The organism is Mucilaginibacter gossypii (genome assembly GCF_900100945.1).
GTDB classification, from domain to species: Bacteria; Bacteroidota; Bacteroidia; order Sphingobacteriales; family Sphingobacteriaceae; genus Mucilaginibacter; species Mucilaginibacter gossypii.
In genome coordinates this window covers 1-21,341 of the sequence record NZ_FNCG01000002.1, presented here as the reverse complement: position 1 = coordinate 21,341, position 21,341 = coordinate 1, and the positions used below count along the sequence as shown (strand labels likewise).

General features: G+C 45.7%; 14 protein-coding genes. All 14 read right to left on the bottom strand.

Annotated features, from left to right (window positions below; translation table 11 throughout):
- Positions 1-1,590, bottom strand: a complete 1,590-nt coding sequence (locus tag BLS28_RS03660; RefSeq protein ID WP_091163464.1) for a sodium:solute symporter family transporter — start codon at positions 1,588-1,590, stop codon at positions 1-3.
- A gap of 8 nt (positions 1,591-1,598) precedes the next feature.
- Positions 1,599-2,678 carry a Gfo/Idh/MocA family protein gene (locus BLS28_RS03655; protein WP_091162957.1) on the bottom strand — a complete coding sequence of 360 codons (1,080 nt, stop codon included), beginning with the start codon at positions 2,676-2,678 and terminating at the stop codon, positions 1,599-1,601.
- A gap of 1 nt (position 2,679) precedes the next feature.
- The gene (locus BLS28_RS03650; RefSeq protein ID WP_091162956.1) at positions 2,680-3,393 is read right to left on the bottom strand and encodes an L-rhamnose mutarotase; all 714 of its coding nucleotides are present in this window, start codon (positions 3,391-3,393) and stop codon (positions 2,680-2,682) included.
- Entirely contained in the window at positions 3,390-5,312 is a 1,923-nt protein-coding gene (locus BLS28_RS03645) for a hypothetical protein (RefSeq protein WP_091162955.1), read from the bottom strand. The genes BLS28_RS03650 and BLS28_RS03645 overlap by 4 nt, the downstream gene beginning before the upstream one ends.
- 9 nt (positions 5,313-5,321) lie before the next feature.
- Positions 5,322-6,206, bottom strand: coding sequence for a sugar phosphate isomerase/epimerase family protein (locus BLS28_RS03640; RefSeq protein WP_091162954.1), 885 nt, complete (start codon positions 6,204-6,206; stop codon positions 5,322-5,324).
- A gap of 3 nt (positions 6,207-6,209) precedes the next feature.
- Positions 6,210-7,610: an alpha/beta hydrolase family protein gene (locus BLS28_RS03635; protein WP_143020687.1), complete on the bottom strand. Its 1,401-nt coding sequence runs from the start codon at positions 7,608-7,610 to the stop codon at positions 6,210-6,212.
- Positions 7,611-7,871: 261 nt separating this feature from the next.
- Positions 7,872-9,002: a sialidase family protein gene (locus BLS28_RS03630; protein ID WP_091162953.1), complete on the bottom strand. Its 1,131-nt coding sequence runs from the start codon at positions 9,000-9,002 to the stop codon at positions 7,872-7,874.
- 7 nt (positions 9,003-9,009) lie between these two features.
- Positions 9,010-9,735, bottom strand: a complete 726-nt coding sequence (locus BLS28_RS03625; protein ID WP_256337338.1) for a DUF3826 domain-containing protein — start codon at positions 9,733-9,735, stop codon at positions 9,010-9,012.
- Between the two features lie 12 nt (positions 9,736-9,747).
- On the bottom strand, positions 9,748-12,504 hold the full coding sequence (locus BLS28_RS03620; protein WP_091162952.1) for an alpha-L-rhamnosidase: 2,757 nt from the start codon (positions 12,502-12,504) through the stop codon (positions 9,748-9,750).
- 3 nt (positions 12,505-12,507) lie between these two features.
- Positions 12,508-15,294, bottom strand: coding sequence for a glycoside hydrolase family 2 protein (locus tag BLS28_RS03615; protein WP_091162951.1), 2,787 nt, complete (start codon positions 15,292-15,294; stop codon positions 12,508-12,510).
- 8 nt (positions 15,295-15,302) lie between these two features.
- Entirely contained in the window at positions 15,303-16,760 is a 1,458-nt protein-coding gene (locus BLS28_RS03610) for a sialate O-acetylesterase (protein WP_256337337.1), read from the bottom strand.
- Positions 16,760-18,595: a sialidase/neuraminidase family protein gene (locus BLS28_RS03605; protein WP_091162950.1), complete on the bottom strand. Its 1,836-nt coding sequence runs from the start codon at positions 18,593-18,595 to the stop codon at positions 16,760-16,762. Before BLS28_RS03605 ends, BLS28_RS03610 begins: the two co-directional genes overlap by 1 nt.
- Positions 18,588-19,538, bottom strand: a complete 951-nt coding sequence (locus tag BLS28_RS03600) for a glycoside hydrolase family 43 protein (protein WP_256337336.1) — start codon at positions 19,536-19,538, stop codon at positions 18,588-18,590. Before BLS28_RS03600 ends, BLS28_RS03605 begins: the two co-directional genes overlap by 8 nt.
- Positions 19,539-19,540: 2 nt before the next feature.
- On the bottom strand, positions 19,541-20,926 hold the full coding sequence (locus tag BLS28_RS03595) for a glycoside hydrolase family 140 protein (protein ID WP_091162949.1): 1,386 nt from the start codon (positions 20,924-20,926) through the stop codon (positions 19,541-19,543).
- Between the last annotated feature and the right edge of the window lie 415 nt (positions 20,927-21,341).

Here is a 21,341-nt window from a genome sequence, read left to right as displayed (position 1 = left end):
TTAATGTCCGTTGAAAATGAGGTATAAAGCAATCATGACTATCGAGAGCAGCAGCCAGGCTATTTTTACACGCCGGGTAGGTTTTGCAGTATTTTCTGTTTCCGATTCTTCGGCCACGTAAACAGCCGGTGTTTTATCAAGCAGCGAGATCAAAACAGCAGATACCGCCAGGAAAACAAATATGAAAAACGACAGCATCAGGTAATGCGGCCAAAAGCTATACTTATCGGGCGGTAATACCCACAGGTATACCACACCGGTACCCAAACTAAAAGCAGAACCCGCCGAAAGAATAATATTTACCGCTTTTCGGGTAGTACGTTTCCAATAAACAGTAAGCAAAAAAACTACGGCCAATGGCGGCGCAATAAAACCCAATACCGATTGAAATACATCGAACAAATTAAGGCCTTTGATACTATCGATAGCCAGGGCCATACCTATTGCAAACAGACAACCGCCAATTACGGTGTAACGCCCTACCCTGATGAGATCTTTATTAGTGGCGTTAGGGTTGATCTTTTCGGCATAGATATCCATGGTGAACACTGTGCTCAGCGAGTTTAAGGACGAGCCGACGGTACCTATCAAAACCGCTATCAATACCACAATAATTAACCCATTCATTCCCGGAGGGAAAAGATTGGTAACCATAGTCATGTAAGCTAATGCAGGATCACTCAGATGCGGGAACAGGATGAAACACAAAATACCCGTGAGGATAAATAAGGGCAGCGATAATATTTTAAGCCAGCCAATAAAGTTAACACCAAGCTGTCCCTGCTCCAGGTTTTTAGCACCTAATACCGATTGTACCATAGCCTGATCTGTACAGAAAAAGGCCACAGCCGATACCGGGTAGCCCAATAATATAGCATACCATGGGTATTTAACATCGCTTGCCGGATGGATGAGGTTCCAGTAATTTGCAGGCGTTTGATGGAATACCGCTGATAACCCGCCGACCCTGCTTACACCTAAAACGGTTAATGTGAGCGATACGCCGATGAGCAGCAACATCTGGAAAACATTTACTTTGGCGATAGCCTTTAAGCCACCTGTAAATGCGAATAAGCCAGCAAATGACACCAGCACAATAACAGATTGCCACATGGGGATGCCAAGGATCTGTCTTACTAAAAATCCACCGGCAAACAAACCTAACGACAACCACGAGATGAGCATTTTGATAAGCGCGTACCAGGCCAAAATATTACGGGTTGAATCGCCGTAACGGTTACCCATAAACTCGGGCATGGTTGATACCTTGGCCGCTATGTATTTAGGCGCAAAAACCATGGCAAGCAGCATCAGGAAAACAAAGGCATACCAGTCAAAATTGACCGCCACTATACCCGTACTATAGCCTATACTGGCAAAGGCCAGCAACATGGAAGGCCCCACATTGGTGCCCCACATATTGAAGCCAATACTGGCCCATCCTAAAGATTTATTGGCGAGGAAAAGGGTTTCGTCTGTTTTGTTTTTATTACTAAAGCTGGCCCGGAACCCAATTATCATTAAAATAACAAGGTACACGGCAACCACCGAGTAATCCAACAGTGTGAGGCGTGATACGATATTGCTCATGCTCAATATCATGCGCTTAACTCATTTACGGTTAAATTAAACTCGGTCAGGATCTCATCAACTTTTACGGGTTTACCGCTTTGTAATGACCGATCCATAGCCTGAAGCAAGGCGATAGTTCCAATACCTTCTTTAATATCGGGATAAGCGGTATAGCCTTCGGTGATGCTATCGGCAAAGTATTCGAGGTAATTTTGATACTCCCCGGCATGATGGCTTTTGCCCTCAAACCTGAAATAGTGTTTCAGTTTATGTTCCCAGGTAATGATGCGTTCTTCGCCGGTATTATCGGTAATTGCATAACGCAGGTCCATGTAATCGCCCTGGCTGCATCCTTCAGTACCGCGTAAAATACAGCTCATTTCGCTGTCGCGGGTAGCGGGTTGCACCGGACCAGTGTAACAACCACTTACCCGGGCAATGCGGCCGTCCTTAGCTTTGAAAATAAAGTGCATGGTATCCGGGTTCTTCAAACCGCCTTTGGCACCGTTAGCACTTAGCATGCCATAGCCCATCACCTCCTCGATCTCCGGCAAATACCAGCGAATAAAATCAACCGGGTGACTTAAGCCGCCGTATAGCCACTTAAAGGCTTGTTGTAGCGACCATGGTTTCTCTAAAAACCAGCGATGATCGGCATGGTAATAGGCCTCCACAGTAATCAAATCCCCTATTAAACCAGCCTCGTAATCTTTACGCTGCTTTTTCATCGGCTCAAAAAAGCGCGAGCTTTGACCTACAAATACTTTCTTACCGCTTTGCTCAACCAGTTCGAGCAGTTCGGCAGCTTTACTCAAATCATCGATAAAAGGCTTGGTACATACCACATGTTTGCCGTGCAATAAAGCCAGCTTAACGTGTTCAGCATGCAAGTGATCGGGCGTATAAATGGCAATGATATCTATTTCGGCATCATTGAGCATATCCTGGTAGCTGGTGGTATAGTTATGAAAGTTAAACTCCTCCGCGCGGTGTTTGCACATTTCAATATTCATATCGCATACCATTTTTAGTTCAAGCATATCGCTTTTCAATACTGCCGACATGGTGCTGCGCCCTTCGCCTAATCCTAATATTCCTATTTTCATTTTATAATGATCTTTTAATGTCGCTATTGTCCGTTACCTGTTTAAAAAATACCCATACCTCACCTTTCCGGGTACCGGGAACACCTTCCTGGTATTTCTTCATCAGCCTGTTCCAATCGTTTACCCGCGGATTATTTTCGATAGTTTTAGGATTGAGTTCCTCAAGCTTTTTTCCTTTCGGGATACTGATCACCAGCATCAGGCGGCGCCCGTTTCTGAACACCAGTAATTGCTGAAAGCCGGCATTGCAGAAACCTTTAGAAACTTCGGGCCAGTTTTTAAACTGCGTGGCGTGATAATCGATATATTCCTGTTGCAGGTGCTCATCGGCAACAAGGTTTGCTGTTAGTATAATGTTGTCCCATTGTTTGGCAATGCTCTTACCACCACAACGAAGCCTGCGGTCGAAATCATAAAATGGATTACTATAAACCGTAATCTGGCACGAAGGGTATGCTGCCCGAGCGCTTTTTTGGATAGATGCTGAATTTAAATGCTTGCCATAAACAATGAGATGGTTACCCCAACCGTAAACCGCCGAAGCCGGTAATCCCTGCTTGCGGGCAATATGCAACAACGGGGCGTAGTCGAGTTGCTTACCCTGCGGACCAGTCACTTCAACAATAGTATAAGGATTTGAAGCTGCCTTTACATGAAATGCAGGCAATAATAAAATCACCGTAAACCAAACTATATATGCTTTATATATTTTCATTCTGTTTTATGATTGATGGGCCAGTTACCCCGGTTTACATGACGATATTGAAACAGATACTGATAAGGCCGTTCTATACCTGCTGATTGCTTTACGGCTGCATCAACCTGCGGACCGTTATTTTCCCAAACATTACCGGGACCGTTGGCATTTTTCAGGAATTTATCTGCCGGGCACCAGTTATTTTTGATGGTTATGTATGACGATCCCTCATCGGTATACAGGTAAAACCAATGCTGTGGGTCATGTGCGTAAGGTGCTTTGTAAATGCTATCCACGTAATTATTGCTGATAACCGAGCCGGGCTGTGCCGATAGCGTGTAGATGGCCGCCACATCATACATATTGCGGGCGTAATGGTGGATTTTATTGGCTATGATGCGGTTATCGCTCATGGCGTTAATAGTCTTAGTCCATCCCCAGCCCATACTGATGCCGGAGTAGTTTACTTCGCAAACCTCATTATGTGTTATGCTGATACCTTTAACATAGCCCGCGCCTATGCCAACACAACCCCAGTCTTCATTGGTTGCATCGGTAATTAAATTATTGGTGATGGTATCGTTGGTACAGATCTCCCGTTTATCAGTTGGATTGTAGGGCAGATGAACTTCCTGTGCCTCGTCGGAATAAACGCCGTCAAGTACAGCAGTCCCCCCAATGTCTTTAAAGAGGCTGCCTTTAACCACATCATGGTGTGTACTGCGCTGAAAATCCAAGCCAGTCGAAGCCATATGTTCAAAACCGCAACCATCGAAGGTAATATGCGACGCGTAAGCCACCTCAACCGCTGCCTTTGGTCTACCTACCCATGCCTGGTTTTCCAATCCCTTTTTATCCGGTGTGCCGGGAGTTTTCAATTTGTAGGCATCCACCATGTACATCCCGGCCTGATGCGGCACCAAACCTTCTTTTGACGGGTGAAGCCAGCTGCTGTGTTCAAAGCTGATATTTTTAAAGCTGAAGTAGCTAACCGTTGCATCGATAGAGCCCTGCATTTTAACCAGGGTTTCCAATTGCGGAACGGTTACCGTAGCTGTTTGCAGATCTTCGCCTTTGCGAGAGATGTAATAAATTTTATTAGCCTTCCGGTCGTGAAACCACTCGCCGGGCTTGTTCAAAAAGCTGATAGCATTGCTGAGATAAAACGCTGAGTTACCCTTTTTTTTGGAGATCCAGGGCGCTGGCCAGGGGTGCTCTGACTGGATGCGGCTTTCGGGTTGATAAAATGATAAGCTCGCGCTGTCCCCCATTACCTTAACTGCTTTAACCCTCAAAATGGCTATAGCCCACCACTGGTGAATAAACATCTCCAAACCCTTAAGGTGAGCGGTATCGGCTGAAGCAGACCATGGGATTACACAGGTTTGGGTTTTATGATCCCAGGAAAGGATGCGGTTCATGAGCGGAGCTTCGGTATCCCGGGTGCGAACAGCCTTTTCATCATTCACCCATAGTTGTCTGAATTGTAATGGCTCATCGCCTATAATGGGCCCGTCGGCAACCCAAACATTGCCTTTAGCTTCTGCCGGCAAACCGGGGATGGCATAATTTACTTTACGCCATCCACTTACCTTAATGCCACCACTTAAAACAGTTTTACCAATGCCCTCACCCTCTATAATGGTTGGACTATCAGCAGTACCTGAATCTTCCGGGCGGATAAATAATGGTTCATCTAACCTGTAAAGTCCGGCCGCGACTTTGATATGAATACCGCTTTTTATTGATGGATCGTTTAACCGCCTCAGTTCACGGGCTTTCCTGATGGCCATCGCTAAGGTTGCCAGCGGTTGCTCGCGGGTGCCCGTGTTGGTATCGGAGCCTTTAGGTGCTACCCAGATTTCGGCCGCAAAGAGGCTACCTGTCAAAATAACATTTAACAGCAATATCAAAACAACTATGCGGCGGATATTCATTTACGTTAATTACTTAGCCTGAAAAATTGATTTTACGTATGAGGTATTGGCGCTGAAATTCCACTTAACGTTCCGTGGGTCTTTGGCATCGCGCGAGCGTTCAATCACTAACCAGCCTGTCCAACCCATTTTATCTAAAGTGGCTTTTACATGTTCCAAATTGATTTTAGGGTCATTTTGCAGCCAAACGCCATCATCATTTGTACAATGGATCTGAATGATGTATTTTTTACCCAATATTTGAAGCTCCTTATCCAGGTCGCGGCCGTTTCTGATGGCGTTTTCAAAATTGAAATAGCTTTTGATGGCCGGCGAGCCTATATCTTTCAATAGCTGCAATTCACTTTTGGCATCCAGCGCCGTTTCAATACCTATTATTACACCTGCCTTTTCGGCTATTTTAGCTACCTCTTTCAGGCGGGAAACAATAGCCGGGCGCAATTCAGGAAATTTCACGAGATCGCCTTTGATCCCCATCGGTAAAAAGCCAATTTTAACACCCATTTGTTTCATGGTGTTGATACAATCGGTAGCCGCTTTAATTGCGGTTGGCCGTTCGGCAAATGATTGGGCGAAAAAGCCGGTCATGCCCATGGACGGAATTTCCAGTCTTAGTTCTTTCGCCTTGCTTAAAAACACTTTTCTGATTGAATCATTAGCCAGCTGGTTATCAAAAGTTTCGCGATCACCAAGCCCCCCCATATCTACTTCTACGCCATCTGCACCAATCTCCTTAGCCAGTTGAAATGCACCCAACTTTTGCCGTTTAAGGATCATCAAATCAACTACCGCTACTTTGTAGCGCTGCTTTGATGAGGTTTGAGCCATTGCAGGAATAAAGAGGGTGCATACCATTATCACTATCCATAAACTTAATATCAACCTATTTTTCATAACTTATTTTTTTGTGGCCTGCTCAAATACTTTCTCTAACTGATCAAAACCTTTTATGGCATTGGCAGGGAGTTTTTCGCCCTTATTGCCAAATACATACATGGCAGGTTCTTTTTCAATGGTGACTTTATTATCATCGAAATTGCCGCTGCTGTCTTTAATTTTATTAAGATCCAAGTGGAAATTTTTAGCTACGAAAGCATACAACGCAGCCCTTTTTGACGGACCGAAATCATGGCCTTCATTGGGCAAGTGTACATTCTCTACTTTGTTTGTAACCCCATAATAGCCATAGATCTTTTGTAGGTAAGGAAAATCATGCTCGGGCATATTAGCGGTCCAGTCCTGCCCGTCGGAGATCAGCAATTGCGGCCGCGGTGCAGCCATAGCGGCCAATTCTACATTATCTGTTCCGTTGCCGCATTGATGGATAGGCATTCCGCTTTCGCAAGGGCATCCTCCATAAAAATATGACGACACCGACACCACCGGAGCGCTAAGCTTGATCCGGTCATCCATGGCGGTCATTAAAACGGTATGGCTCCCTCCACCCGATCCGCCGCTGATCCCTACCCGCTCAGGGTCGGTTTCCTTAAGCGAAAGCACATAATCCAGGATCCGGATAGCGCCAAGTGCCTGGATAGTTTGCGCCAGGCTGCGGCGGTGATCCTCATCCTTAAATTGCAGCAAAGATTCGCCCCAGGCAAAAAGGTCGTAACTGTAAGCCATCGTCCCCATCCGCGCAAGCGATGCACAACGGATCTGGCAATCGGCACGGTAACGCTGGTGCTCCCAATGCCCATCCGGACTTAGTACCACCGGGATCTTACCTTTAATTTTCAGCGGTTTATACAACGAACCATTGATGTACAAACCGGGCAGTATTTCAATGGCGATATTTTCAACTGTATAACCGTCAAAAACCCTTTTGGGGGTGATGATTGGTTTTGAAGCTGGTTTAGCAGGCAGAGGCGATAATTCTAAAGCTTTATAAAGCTCAGGTTTTAACATGGCTTTGCGTTGTTCCCAGGTATCACGGTCGTGGTATTGGGAGGTTATCCTGTCAAGCTCCTTCCAGCCGTCGCTTACCGACCAGCGGAAGTATTCATATTCTTTGAGCTTATACCTGCCGGGAGCTTCTTTATTCACCTTCAGATCAAGCGGGGTAAGAACGTTGGCCAGGGTCGTATCCACATTGGGCCTGAAACGCCATTGGGCATAGTTAACCCATTTACCCTCAACCTGAGCAGCGGTGTATTTGATCTTTACATGATATTTGTCCTGCACTTCATCAAGCACCTCCTTCAGGGTTTTCCTGTACATGGCATCGGTAGTTTGCTGCGCATGGGCAGTGAAACTCATGGCGATGAGGCAGGTTACCAGTATATAGATCAGTTTTTTCATTGTTTTATTTATTTTGTAGAGACGCATAATTGCGTCTCCCGCATGCAAATCAAGCGTTCCCCCCTTTTAGCCGGCTTGTCCTACGAGAGACGCAATTATGCGTCTCTACATTGAAACAATTAACCAAATCATGGTCATGGGTAACTTGTTTCAGCACCCCACTCGCTAAGCGATCATGCTAAGCAAATCGACTACCTGTCCTGTGGGGTGCCGAAACAAGTTCGGCATGACGCTTTTTTTGCCCCTCAGAGTCTATTTCACTTACAAATCCTTAGTCTCCCCAACCGGTACCGGCGGCGTATAACCATCCACCTTTGGCCAAATACCATCCTTTATTTCCTCCATCTCTAATTTTGAAGGATCAATAACCACATGTTTTATCTTTTGCCTGCGCCAGGTATAAACCACATGCACCATCCCATCCGAAGTTTGGATGACCGATGGATAAGAATACTGGCTGATAGGTGAATCCTCCAGGATCGACGCTGCGTACCAGGTCACACCATCTTTAGAAACAGCTACGTTCAAAGGCGTACGGGCTCCTTTAGCCAGGTTTCCTGGCGGCAAAACGTGGTTATAAACCAATAACTGACGGCCATCTTTCAAAGTCACAGCATCGGTACCGGAATTGTTATTGGGCAGACTGGTCTTTTCCAAAGGCGACCAGGTTTGTCCGCCATCCTTAGACCATGTGCTTAATATCGCCCTGTTCTGACTGCGGCAAAGGGCCTGCAGCCGGCCATCTTTATAAGTTAAAATACTGGGTTGTATGGCTTTCAAATCTTTACCATCGCTGATTGGGCCTATCATTGTCCAGTTTTTGCCGAAATCTTTGGTGGCTTCAAAATGCACCTGCCAGGCTTTGCCTTCGGTACTTACCGGACTTAACAGCGTGCCGTTTTTAAGCAGTACCGGTTTGTTTTTGATCGGCCCTAAAAAGCCATCGGGCAAAGCCTTTTGCTCCGACCAGGTGATGCCGCCATCTTTAGATGTTTTTATAAAACCCTTCCATTTTGCCGGGCTTGGGCCTATTTTGTAGTAAAGCTGTAATTCGCCTTTGGGCACCTGGTACAACACCGGGTTCCAGCAGGCATAGCGTAAAGTATCGTTCTGGATGCCGTTGGCTACGTTGATACCCTCTGTCCATTTGCCATTAACAAAACGGCTCACCCAGATACATACATCGGGATTGCGCTCTTTGGTGCCCCCAAACCATGAGGCAACAAGGCCGGTCGGGGTTTCGGCTATAGTTGCTGCATGGCATTCCGGGTATGGCGCTTTATCGTATATAAACTCATCCTTCACAATCCCCTTGCGCCATGGATTTTGGGCAAAGGCGTTGATTATAAATAAGCAGCTTACTGCACCGGCGAACAAGATCTTTCTTAGCATAGTACAATTATTTTTGAGTGGCAGCCTTATCCTTTGCTGCTTTATCAGCAGCTTTTTTTGCGATGATGGCTTTGGTATAATCGCCGTATAGCTTGTGCCAGTTACGGCCGTTACTGTTGAGGTATTGCTCGTTTTTGGTTTTGTAGATCTCAAAAATGGCCGATACCTGTTTGATATTTTTAAAGTCGACAGCCTGTTCACGGGCTTGCTTCAGATTAGCGAGGATTGTCGCTTCTTCAACAGGAGTCAGGTCGGGGATGATAGATTTATAACCCGCCAGCGTAAAGGCCACTTTGCCGATGGTGTATTTATCAAGTACGGCTTCAACCTGTTCTTCGGTGAGGTCTTTACGCAAACCGGTCATCAGGTTTTCGTGTACCGATTTTGGCAGCGAAGAGTTTATGATGACCTGCCTGTCCATGGTGCTCAAAGTTTTACCCGTAGCCGGATCAATACCTGCCGGTACTGACTCGTACGAATGACTGTTATTCCAGTCGCGGATGGCTTTGAGATGCGTTGCTATTACATTTTTTACGCGGGTAGCCTTTGCAGTATCAGTAAGCGATAATGAGGCAACCCAATCCGTAGCTTTTTTTTCCACTTCGGCATCGGCTTTGGCCTGTGCTTCGGGAGATGCAACTGCTTTAGCTGCCTGTTGTTCCTGGGCTTTCAATGTGCCCGACAGCGATAGTAAAGCTATCAGCATTGCACCCGTCCTATTTAATTTTTTCATATCAATGTTGCTTTAATATTTTACTTCAAAATCATAATCGCCAGAACCAATGCTGAGCACCACTTTCCCGTTTTCTATTTTAACCGGTTTAATATATTTTATAATGGATATTTTCTTCCCGCCCTCGGTTACTTCATCCATAGCTTTTGCAGGCACATAAACCAGTGCCGAACTGTTTGGCGGTATGGCAACATGCCAGTTAAAACTGCTCGTAGTATTGTTATAACTGCTTTTCACAAGACCATAAGCTGTTTGGTACGAGGCATTGACTCTATCCAGCCCTTTGATAACCGCCGGTTGCATCACCAGTTGCTTAAAACCGGCATTAACTGTTTTTATCCCCGCTATGTCCTGATAAAACCAGGCAATCAGATCGCCCAGAAGCATGATATGGTTACGGGAATTCATTGCCGGGTTAGCGGTGTCGCCGTTCCATAACTCCCAGATGGTAGTAGCGCCCCTTTCGGCCATGTAGCCCCAACTTGGGTAAGTGGTGTTAGATGCAATTTTCCAGGCCAGATCTGGGCGGCCAAATTCGGTAAGGCCACGCATAAGCCATTGTGTACCGATAACGCCGGTGCTGATATGGTCATGGGCCTCGTTGATCTTAGCTACTACATTTTTAAATACAGCTTGTTTATTGGCAGATAGCGTGATCCCGAAATACAATGGCAGCAGGTTGGCGGTGACTGTATTGTTGCCGTATTTTGATGTGGTTTTATCAAAGTACTTATCGTTAAATGCCTTGCCTACAGTCTGCTTAGCGGCAGCAAAAAACTGCGCATCAGCAGGTTTATGCAGCATTGTCGCGAACTTTTCCATCAACCCGCATAAATGATAATAATAGGCTGTGGCAATCAGTTGTCCATCAGTATTCAATGATGAATCTTTGGCGTGGATCAGCTCTAACGATTCGGGCGGTACACACCAGTCGCCATATTTATCTTTGGTGACGATGGTATTTTTCATGTATTTGACCCTCATGTAATCCATCCATTTTTTCATGGAGGCGTAATGCTTTTCAATCGGCGCTTTATCGGCAAACTGACGGTAAAGCATATCGGCCACCAGGATATAAGTACCGGGCCAGGTCATGTTATCGCTGTAATAATTCCAGTAAGCGGGCGCTACATCGGGGATGGCTCCATCCGGCCTTTGCGACTGTGCGATATCATCCAGCCATTTGACGTAGAAATTACTATTAGCAAATACAAAGCTTTCACCAAGCGAGCCCACCGCCCTGTCGCCAAGCCATGGCATCCGCTCGTTACGCTGCGGGCAATCAACCGGCATCCCTTTGTAATTGCTCAGGATCCCCCAATAAGCGTTATGATAAATCTTATTGACGATAGCGTTAGATGTTTCAAAATGGCCGATGGTTGGCAAGGCATCGTAAACCACCTGTCCTTCAAAATCAGCCAACTCGGGCTTACCTGGATAACCGCTGATCTCCACATATCTGAAACCATGATACACAAATACCGGGTGCCATAATTCTTCCGCCCCGCCTTTAAGCGTATACACATCGGTTACTTTGGCATCACGTAGGTTAGCTACATAAAGTTCATTATTGGGCTGCAGTGTCTCTGCATAACGAAGTGTTACTTTATCCCCCCGGTTTCCTTTTACCCGCATCTGCAACCAGCCTGCCATATTTTGGCCCAGATCCAATATCCATACATCTTTTTTAAGCTGACTGATACTGACAGGTTTAATGGTATCCATCACACTGATCGGTTCATTCATCTGCGCGTCAAGCTTGCCACCGGGAGCCGGCACCAGCTCGGCTATAAGCCATTGGCTGTCGTCAAAACCCGCACTGTTCCATCCCGGAAACTCTTTGGTGGCGTCATATTCCTCGCCATCGTACTCGTTATTGGTGCGGATGGGGCCATCGGCTGTAAAATGCCAGTTGTTATCGCTTATGATAGTTTGCTTTGATCCGTCGGTATACTCAACTTCCAGTTGTAGCAACATTTTGGGGAACCCAAATTCTTTGATCTTTTTAGGCTTATATTTTGGTCGCATGGTAAAATAGCGGCCGTTGCCCAATACCGTTCCAATGGCATTATCGCCCTGTTTCAGACGATCTGTAACATCAAAGGTGTTGTACTTAACTGACTGCGTATAGTCAGTAGGTGCTTCAGCCAAAACCTGATCGCCGATAGCATGTCCGTTAATATATAACTCATAATGACCCAAACCAACTATATAAGCAGTGCCGCGTTTGATCGTTTTATTTAAACTAAACCCACGGCGATAATACCTTGCCGAAAGCCGGGAAAATTTGGAAACACTATCCCAGGCAAACCCACGGTCATAACCTATCCATTTTGCTTTCCAATCTGCCGGGTTCAAAAGGCCCACGCTCCATTTAGCCGATTGGCTCCATATGCTTGTACCGTTATTTGTCCATACCCTAACCTTCCAATAACATTCGGCGCGACTGCTCAACGGTTTGCCCGCATAGTTGACCATGATGGTTTCAGTTGAATTCACTTTGTGCGAATCCCACAGGTCACCTTGGTTTGCTGTTAGTTTTTCGGGAGTTGAGGCTACTAAAATTTGATAGGCTACCTGGTTGGTATTCCGTGTATCGCTGGTAATCTGCCAGCTTAGCCGGGGTTTAGCGGTGCCAATCCCCAAAGGATTGTTCAGCATTTCGCATTTCAGGTTTTGTAAACCGATACGCGCGTCTGCATAGCAATTGCCCAGGCAAGTTAGAATAACCACCACAGCCAAACCGATATGTGTGACTAACCCTTTCATCAATTATTTACCCGAAAAGTCGAAATACAGGTTCAGCGAAAGCGCGTCTTCTATATTCCTGTCGTAATTAAAATATTGGTTCTTTTGTCCACCCGGACCCAGTTTTTCAGGCTTTTGTGATTTGGTGCCTATCGGCGTTATGCCATGCATAAACGAGATATCACCCGATGGGAAAGCCGGGGCCGTGTTGTATACATTTTTGGGATTAGCCGGAGTAAACAGGCGCATAAACACATCCCGGCTATTGCATACAATAGTTACCGGCTGCCCGGTAGTTTGCAGTTTCATCCAGTACAGGTTGGAGTAATAGCCCTTAAATTCCGGGTAAACAACTTTACCCTGCCCGGTTATAGTATTATTGTAGGTTTTATCCCATACGCCCAGTGATGTACCTTTCATGCGGTTTTTCCACACCCGGTAAGGGCCATCACCCATATAGGTAATGCCTTTAATATCTTTTTCGGGGAAGGAGAAATTAATGCCCATTAATGTAGCATCCTCCCCTATTGGCCAGTATTTAACATCAAGCTGCACCCAGCCCGATGGGTAGATAGTCCACTTCAATAACGGTTCAGATTTTTTGGGCGGGAATACTGCTTCAACCACCAGATTATCAAATTCATAATGATAGGTGAGCTTTTCAAAACCCGTTTGATCTTGCCCTTCAATCAAAACAGGCCCGTTGTTAAAACGAATATCACCTTTAGCATTTTTCACACTAACCAATATGCCCGAATTACGGTTAAACGCCAGCTCGATCCCGTTGCCGGTTTTTACTTTGTACAGCGAATCGGTCTCGGTAATTACAGCTTTACTTCCACCTGTTTTTGTAATAATTCGGTTTGTGATCTTATCATGGTTACTTACCGGAAAACTCCAGGTAAACAGCTCATGCTTATTTACGTCAAAAGCTGAAACATATAGCACATCATAATTTTGCCAGTCTTTAGGCAACTGTAACTGCAGGTTCCCATACTGTCCGGGCTCAACATCCGGCGAAGCTATAGTACCGGTTTTACTTGTTGAAGCAGTGCCATTGAGCGTTGTCAGCTTATAGCTGAATGTACATTGTTTAAGATTTGTATAGGAATATCTATTCTCTAAACGCAGTGTACCGTTGAACGCGGGCGTTATTTCGCGGGGTTCGAGGTAAACCGGGCTCCAGATTTCTTTAATAGCATAATAGCTGCCTTCCTTTTCGTGGTAAGGGCCTACAATGCCGTCGGGGCCATGGTCACCATCGCTGTCCAACTCGCCGTTTTTATCTGTGCGAACCACAGCTTCATCAGCAAAATCCCAGATAAAACCACCTGCCGAAATCGGGGTGTGCCACATCTGTTTCCAGAAATCATCCAGCCCAGCACCGCCGCCGCCATCGTACAAGCCGTGTAAAAACTCGGTCGGGAAAAATATATCGTGACCGTTGATACCTGTATTGGTGCCGTAGTCATAATTAATATAGTGTTGTGTATTTGTTCCGCGGAAGATGCCCCAGGGATGGATCAAGGGACGTTTTTGAATATCCAATTCATCAAACCAATGATCGAGGTTGAAATTAAAACCACCTTCGTTACCATTATCCCAGATCACAATGGATGGATGATTGATATCTTTTTCGATCATTTCTTTAGTTAATTTCGAACCAACCACGTCGTCATAGGCGTGGTGCCAGCCGGTAAGCTCGTCCAGTACAAAAAGACCTAATGAATCGCATACGTCCAGGAAATGATCATCGGGCGGGTAGTGCGACATCCGCACCGCGTTCATGTTCATATCTTTCATGAGTTGAACATCCCCGATACTTACTTTTTTATTTAAGGCCCTGCCCGTAGTTGGCCAAAACGAATGACGGTTTACGCCCTTAAATTTGATCTTAGCGTTATTTACATAAATGCCATCGTGTTCCCTCAGCTCAACCGTACGGAAGCCGATGCGTTGCTTTACGATATGAACGGGCTTACCATTTTCATTCAGCGTAAATACCACATTGTACAGGTTAGGAAACTCCGGCGACCATAATTTTGGTGAAACAATATTCGTGCTGATATTAGCAACGGTATCGCCTCCATTAACTTTTACGGAAAAAGGAACACCAAACTTTTGCCCTGCCATGGTATACACCTGCCCTGTTACCGTGCCGCTTTTTACAGATGCCAATCGCAATTGTGCTTTTAAATTACCGTTAGCTTTGGCATCAACAGCAAAATAGCTGATATGCGATTTAGGGGCAGCCTCCAAGAACACCGGCCTAAAAATGCCGCCGAAGATCCAGAAATCACCTTTACGTTCGGCTGCGTTTACTGATGCATTGGCAGAGTGTTTAGATACCGTTACTTCCAGCAGATTGGATTTGCCGTAGTTAAGCAAAGCGCTTACATCATATTTGAAACGGTAAAATGATCCCTGGTGAATTGCCCCGGCGGATTTGCCGTTCAGCTTCACCTCGGTGTCGGTCATGGAGCCATCAAAAACAATATTGACAGCCTTGCCCTGCCATGATGTCGGCATGTTAAACTCGTATTTATAAAGCCCTTGCTCCTTGCCTCTTAAACTATCCTTAGCAAGACCGTAATTGTACATACCAAAACCCTGAAACTCCCAGTTTGACGGCACCGGAATGGTTGTCCATTTGCCTGAATTGTTGCCCGCGGTGCAATAAAACTGCCAGTTTACAGTATGGTCGCTCCCTGTACCCGACAGGAATAGCTTTTGTGTTTCCTGGGCATGGCTTACCGACCAGTTGATGACAAACAGCAAAGCAATCCATATTTTAAAGCAGGCAGATCTCATTAGTATATTCAGTTAGCAGTTAAAGTAAATTTCAACGGGTTATCCGTGCGGAAGGGAACAGCAGGCAAACCATCTTTATTATAAAAATTAGGTTGAGCAGCCTCTGACCAGGCAAAACGTGCGGCTGCAGGTTTAGCAACCGATTCGGCCGATACTTCAACCGTATTCCCTTTTATTGCTGCATTTGCCGCGACAAAATTTCCGTCGGCACCGGCAATGGTGAAATCAGTAAGTGGTTTACCGTCATGGCTTACCAAGCCGGCACCTACGTGATCAAACTCAAGGATGATCTTGTCGCCATTTATTTTCATGTTTTTATACACGGGGCCCGAAAAAACTACCCGTTGTTTGTAGGTATTGGCAAGCGCCTGTAGTTCAAGCCTCCTGCCTACCTCCCATTTAAATGGCGGGTGAATATTTTTAAGGTCATCGTTCAGATCGGTAGTGATGATCATGCCTGTATGCGGGATCTGCAGGGCTGCAGCCTGGGCCTCGCGCAATTCGGGCTCTGTAAACTGAGTATAGGTTACAGGGCCTTTTCCATGGGTATAGTAATAGGGCGCTATCTGCACGTAATAAAACGGCAATGTTTTATCGCCCCAAAGCTTACGCCAGTTATTGATCAGCGCTTCCATTTTGTAAGTATAGCTGATGGTTTCGCCTAAAAAACAGGCACTTTCACCCTGGTACCATAAAAAACCTTTTAGCGCAAACGGAGCGACAGGCTCAATCATTTTGGCATAAAACTTACCTGGATCGCCATCAATCTTAATATTGTTGGCCTTGAAATATGGGATGGCATCAAAACCTTCCTGCGATACCCAGGGCTCAATCCTGCTGCCGCTTACTGCCGATGAAATAATACCTACCGGCACTTTCAGATCATGCTGCAGGTTTTTAGCGAAGAAATACCCCGCCGCCGAAAAAGCCCTCAAAGCCGAATCTTCGGCCACACTCCATCCCGAATGGGTAGAATCTGGCTTCAACATATTTTTCTGCGTAACCAGGAAGATCCTGATCTGTGGGTTATGCGCGCGGTCCAGCTCATCAACAGGCGAATTTGTCGTACTGGTATCCGGCTTTTTCACTTTGCTATTCTTGCGCATTTCATACTGCATGTTTGATTGGCCCGAACAAAGCCATACCTCGCCAACCAGTATATTTTGCAGTTGGATAGTGTTTTTTCCTGATATGGTCAGCGTTGCGGGTTTGGCTGATGCGGGCATCGCATCAAGCTTTACTATCCATTTGCCTGAGGCATCGACTATAGTTGTTTTTGTTTGGCTATTAAACTTTACAGTAACCTTTTCACCCGGCAATGCGGTACCCCAAACAGGCACAGGTGCATTACGCTGCAATACCATATTGTTGCCCAATATTTTAGGCAAAACAACCTGCGCGCCGGCAATCCCAGAACTAAGCAGGCAGATCGTCAACCAACAATATTTTATCAGGCGCAGTAGCATTAGTAATTACTTGTTTTAAATGATTTGATATAGAAAACAGCTTGTTTCGCGGCTTCCCCGGCGTTTGGCCGGTCGAAATCCTGATCGGTAGGCGTATCAGCATCCGGGAACCTTCTGATATCCCCGGTACGGAACACTATCCGGTTTACGCTTAGCACCGGGGCAAAAAACAGGCCTGTAAGCACATCTTTGCCGTTAACATTCACGGTGTAAAAGCGGGTATCAGTATTTAGCTTTATCACAATATGATATTGCGTACCGGCCTCATATTTCATGAAATTTTTGTTGCGATAGCCGGCCTTGGTCCTGAACTGACCGGCAGAATCAAGCGTAAGCCTGATAGCAGCAATACCTTTTTCATCCTGAAATTCAATATCCAGCATACCTGCATTGTTTTGCCCTGCAGTGATGGTGAAATCGGTCATTAATTTTTTAGAAACAGGCACAACACGTTCTGCTTTGGCAAAATCAAATGGGTCGCTGTCTTTTAGGGTTAGGGCTCGTTCGCCATCAGGTGACTTGTCGATAGCGGCAGGAGCCCATTGCGGGCTGTAAGTATTCCATTTTTCCAATTCCTTACCAACTGGCAGTTCGTTAAAGACCTCATTGGCATGCGCATCCGCTTTTTCGGTAACCGGCACCGGGATGGACGATACCCAGATATCCTCCTTGTTCATGCTGTAAGTAACCCAAAGCTTACCATCGGGCGGGGTGCCATTCCCCTCTTCAATGCCGCGTGTATATTGTGGCCCGTATGATTTATAAGCGCCGCCATAACGCATGGTGGTGATCTCGCCGTTAACTAACAACAGATTAGTATAATCCAATCCGTCTTTACTAACTGACAGAGCCAGCGGCCAGCGAAACTCCGAAGGATTATAAACCGTAGCGTATTTACCGTCGGATGTGCGCTGTCCCCAGATCTTGGCGTTGGCGGTTACAAAACGCGGCGCGCGGGCGGCATTTGCTGGCCAGGTTTTGCCGTTATCAGTACTGATAGCGGTAAGCGCGTATTTCCATAAGCCAACCACGCGGCCATCGGGTAAGTGATAAAAGTTAAATGCTTTATAATCTTTATGCAGCGGAATTAAGGGATCTTTCCTGTCGGTTTCCTCCACCCATTGCATCATCATCAGTGGGTTGGCCATCAGCTCATCGCAGGCCTGTACAAAACCTTTATCCTTACTGGTTTTGTAAAAAGGAAATGAGGTATTATTTTCGTTCCATTTTAGATTGTAATGGATAAAATAAATCGGCCCGAATTCGCCGTTTGGCAATACTTCACGCACTACACGGCCAATACCTAAGCCATCATTCGGATCATCACGGCCATCCAAACAAATCCCATAAAAGCCCAGTACCAGTAAGCGTTTTGATTTGGAAGTATAAAAACCCATACGCTGGTGCATTACCGAATACAGGTCCTTCGCCATACCTGGGTGTCCTTCTTTGGTAGTGCCATCAGGTATTTTATATTTAGGAAAAACTACTGTAGGTTTTGACCATGCGTCACCATCTTTCGAGGTCATGAGCAGGGTTTGGCCTGGCGGCAGGCTTTCGCCTACCTTATCGCTCAGGTATTCTACATAAAAAGTATTGTTCCAGTAGGCCAGCATAGGCGCATGGTTGTAGGTAAAACCAAACCCATCGGCAAGCTCCGGATGTTCACGGTTAGCCCTGAATATCTGCTTGCTGTGCACGCCTATCACCGGGCTTAACTGCCCGTGATGATAATCGACATTGACCACCGTATTGCCGCTGTAATGCACGGTATCCTGTGCACTGGCTATCCCGGCCATCGATATAAAAAACAATATGCTGATGAACTTATTCATGTTTAGCTGCTTTGGTTTGCCCGGCTGCCTGTAAAAGCTGCGCAAGCTGTTTTTTGGTAACCTTAAATATGGTGCCGTGCTTGTGCCCTACCGGTATGCTCACGCTATCGGCCAGGTCGGTAAAAGTTTTAAAGTCGGTTGTACGCATGGCGCCATATCTTTTTAAACGGTACGAATCATAATAAATCAGCCAGTTATCACCGGCTTTGGTCATGCTGGGGCCTTCACTGAAAGGTTCGGTAAATCGCGGAGTATAATTGCTATAAGGCCCCAGAGGATTATTACTAAAGGCCACGAGGATATTACGGTTAGGCCGGGTATTATCCTTCATCACCAGTGCATAATCATTTTTGGCCCGCTTTACGATCTCAGCATCAATTACGCTAAAACCCGGATCAAGGAAAAGCTGTGAGGGGCTGAAAGTTTTAAAATCTTTAGTTGTGGTGTAATACAGTCGGTGATTGTTATTTTCATCCTCGTGCCCTTTCGGGAAGCGGAATGGTACGGTTGAAGCCCAAACAATGATGAAATATTTGTTATCCTCGTCATAAAACAACTCCGGTGCCCAGGCATTCACCGCGGTGGGCTCATTAGCCATCACCTCAATGTGCTCTTCGGCCGACCAATGGATCAGATCGCTCGAGCTGGCATAGCCTATGCCTTTGTCGTTTTTCCAGCCGGTTGTCCACACCAAATGGTAAACCCCGTCGGGGCCCTGGACTATGGATGGGTCGCGCATGATCTTAGCATCGCCAACTTCCGGTTTAATGAAAATGTGGTCGATAGCATTCCAGTGGTAAGCATCATTACTGTACAAAAAGCGCAAACCTTCATTGGCCGGCTCGTGAAACGACGTAAAAAGGTACACGCTTTTACCGGCCTTGCATGAAAACACCAGCGCAATGGCAAATAGTAAAGTGATATGTTTAATTCCTTTGTTCACTGTTATATCGCGTCAATAATGAGCACCCAGTCGTTACCATTTGATACTTTGCCGGGTGGCTTAAATTTTATTGTTTTAGCTTTCGCGAAGGTTCCGATAGCCGTAGTTTGCCCGTTGCGCGGGTTAAACCATGATGCTTTCAGCTTCGTGCCCTCCAGTTTATCAGCGTTGATATTGATCTCGCGGCCGGAATAGGTATAAACAAAAGCATAGCTTTTTCCGCGGGTTGCGATCAGCCTGTTGTACTTTACGCCGTTGTTACCGGCGATCAATGATTGATCAGGTACACGATCAAGGTACGGGCGTGACAGCATCAGCTTTTTCAAATAAATCATCTGCTTTGCTCCCGGATCATTAATTGAATTATACCAATATCCTTTGGAACCATAAGCGCTGTCTTTATCGGTGGGCTTATGCATTTGCATCACGTCATTATCGCCATACGTATATCCGCAACCTCCAGCAAAAACCGACCAGTAGCCGTAACGCCTCACATCGGCAGCTGCCCAACGGGGTAGCTTGGTATCGTGTAATCCGTAAGGGATTTTTTCATACGATGGCTCCGCATCAAGCGTTGGTTTTATGGGTGATAGATTATAGTCTGTTTCTACATAACGCCAGTTATCTTCGCCGTATCTTAAATCTTTTTTAGAAGTATCCTGCGCATAAGTACGATGGCCGGATTGAAAGCAATTGAAGCTTAACCAGTTTTCATTATGAAACCATTTTGATGATTGTGTGCGGCCGCGCGGATGGTAAGTTATCAGATGTGTGCCATCAACATCATGTAAAGTATTACCAATAGCCTTCCAGGTATTCAACGAATCAGAACCTGCTATGTCGCCGCCATTCATCCAGATCACATTTGGACTGTCGCGGTATCTTTTGGCTAAAAACTCAGCGTAAATTTTTGCCTTTTCCGCACCGATATGACTCTCTTTTACAACAGATCCCCAAACCGGCACCAGGGCTACGTATAAACCTTTTTCGGCGGCTTTGGTGATGATCCAATCAATATGGTCCCAATAATCATATTCGTTTCCTTTGCCAAAGGTATTGCCGGGAGTTGTTTTTGGTAACGCGATATTTTTATTACTTAAGGCTGAATCGCCGTAGGCGTTGGTTTCTTTAATGCTGTGCACTACCATTACCTGAATCACATTAAAACCCTGTTTGCTGCGGACATCAAGGTATTGCTCGGCCTCTTCCCTTTTCAGCTTAGAGAACAGTAACCAGCCGGTATCACCCAGCCAAAAAAATGGCTTATGCCCGGCCATGAAATAGCGGTGGTTGGTAGATATGCTTAAACGCGGAATGGTTGTTTCATTGCTTTTAAATGCGAAGAACAAACAGGCTATGGCAATTAGTATGATAGATTTTTTAAGCATAATATAGTAAAAATCAAAAACCGGCTGTCATTTCGACGAACAATTGGGAATGTGCGGTTGCGTGAGGAGAAATCTTATACGCCCTACTTTACAACATCCATTACAAATCTGGATGCCGTATAAGATTTCTCTTTCGCCCCTGCGCTCAACCCCCTCTGCTTTATCGAAATGACAATTTCTTTTAATTAAAATATCACCAGTTCAAGCGTCCTTCCCTTGAACTATAACCGAAGTAAGCGTCCACGCTTACATTCCATTCATTTTTCGTCCCCTCAGGGTCTCTCGGAGAGGGTCCTGAGGTTTCCAAAGCTCCCCTCTTGAGAGAGTAATAGCCCATCAAGAGGCAGTAGCCATTTTGTTAATTAAAAAGTTAAACACCTGGTTATTGCCTCTATTGTTATATTTAAATGTGAAC

What these genes read in the sequence shown, in the direction of transcription:
- BLS28_RS03595 (WP_091162949.1), bottom strand. Translation starts at nt 20,926, where the DNA reads ATGCTTAAAAAATCTATCATACTAATTGCCATAGCCTGTTTGTTCTTC.
- BLS28_RS03645 (WP_091162955.1), bottom strand. Translation starts at nt 5,312, where the DNA reads ATGAATATCCGCCGCATAGTTGTTTTGATATTGCTGTTAAATGTTATT.
- BLS28_RS03650 (WP_091162956.1), bottom strand. Translation starts at nt 3,393, where the DNA reads ATGAAAATATATAAAGCATATATAGTTTGGTTTACGGTGATTTTATTA.
- BLS28_RS03660 (WP_091163464.1), bottom strand. Translation starts at nt 1,590, where the DNA reads ATGAGCAATATCGTATCACGCCTCACACTGTTGGATTACTCGGTGGTT.
- BLS28_RS03615 (WP_091162951.1), bottom strand. Translation starts at nt 15,294, where the DNA reads ATGAGATCTGCCTGCTTTAAAATATGGATTGCTTTGCTGTTTGTCATC.
- BLS28_RS03610 (WP_256337337.1), bottom strand. Translation starts at nt 16,760, where the DNA reads ATGCTACTGCGCCTGATAAAATATTGTTGGTTGACGATCTGCCTGCTT.
- BLS28_RS03620 (WP_091162952.1), bottom strand. Translation starts at nt 12,504, where the DNA reads ATGAAAGGGTTAGTCACACATATCGGTTTGGCTGTGGTGGTTATTCTA.
- BLS28_RS03605 (WP_091162950.1), bottom strand. Translation starts at nt 18,595, where the DNA reads ATGAATAAGTTCATCAGCATATTGTTTTTTATATCGATGGCCGGGATA.
- BLS28_RS03625 (WP_256337338.1), bottom strand. Translation starts at nt 9,735, where the DNA reads ATGAAAAAATTAAATAGGACGGGTGCAATGCTGATAGCTTTACTATCG.
- BLS28_RS03630 (WP_091162953.1), bottom strand. Translation starts at nt 9,002, where the DNA reads ATGCTAAGAAAGATCTTGTTCGCCGGTGCAGTAAGCTGCTTATTTATA.
- BLS28_RS03635 (WP_143020687.1), bottom strand. Translation starts at nt 7,610, where the DNA reads ATGAAAAAACTGATCTATATACTGGTAACCTGCCTCATCGCCATGAGT.
- BLS28_RS03655 (WP_091162957.1), bottom strand. Translation starts at nt 2,678, where the DNA reads ATGAAAATAGGAATATTAGGATTAGGCGAAGGGCGCAGCACCATGTCG.
- BLS28_RS03640 (WP_091162954.1), bottom strand. Translation starts at nt 6,206, where the DNA reads ATGAAAAATAGGTTGATATTAAGTTTATGGATAGTGATAATGGTATGC.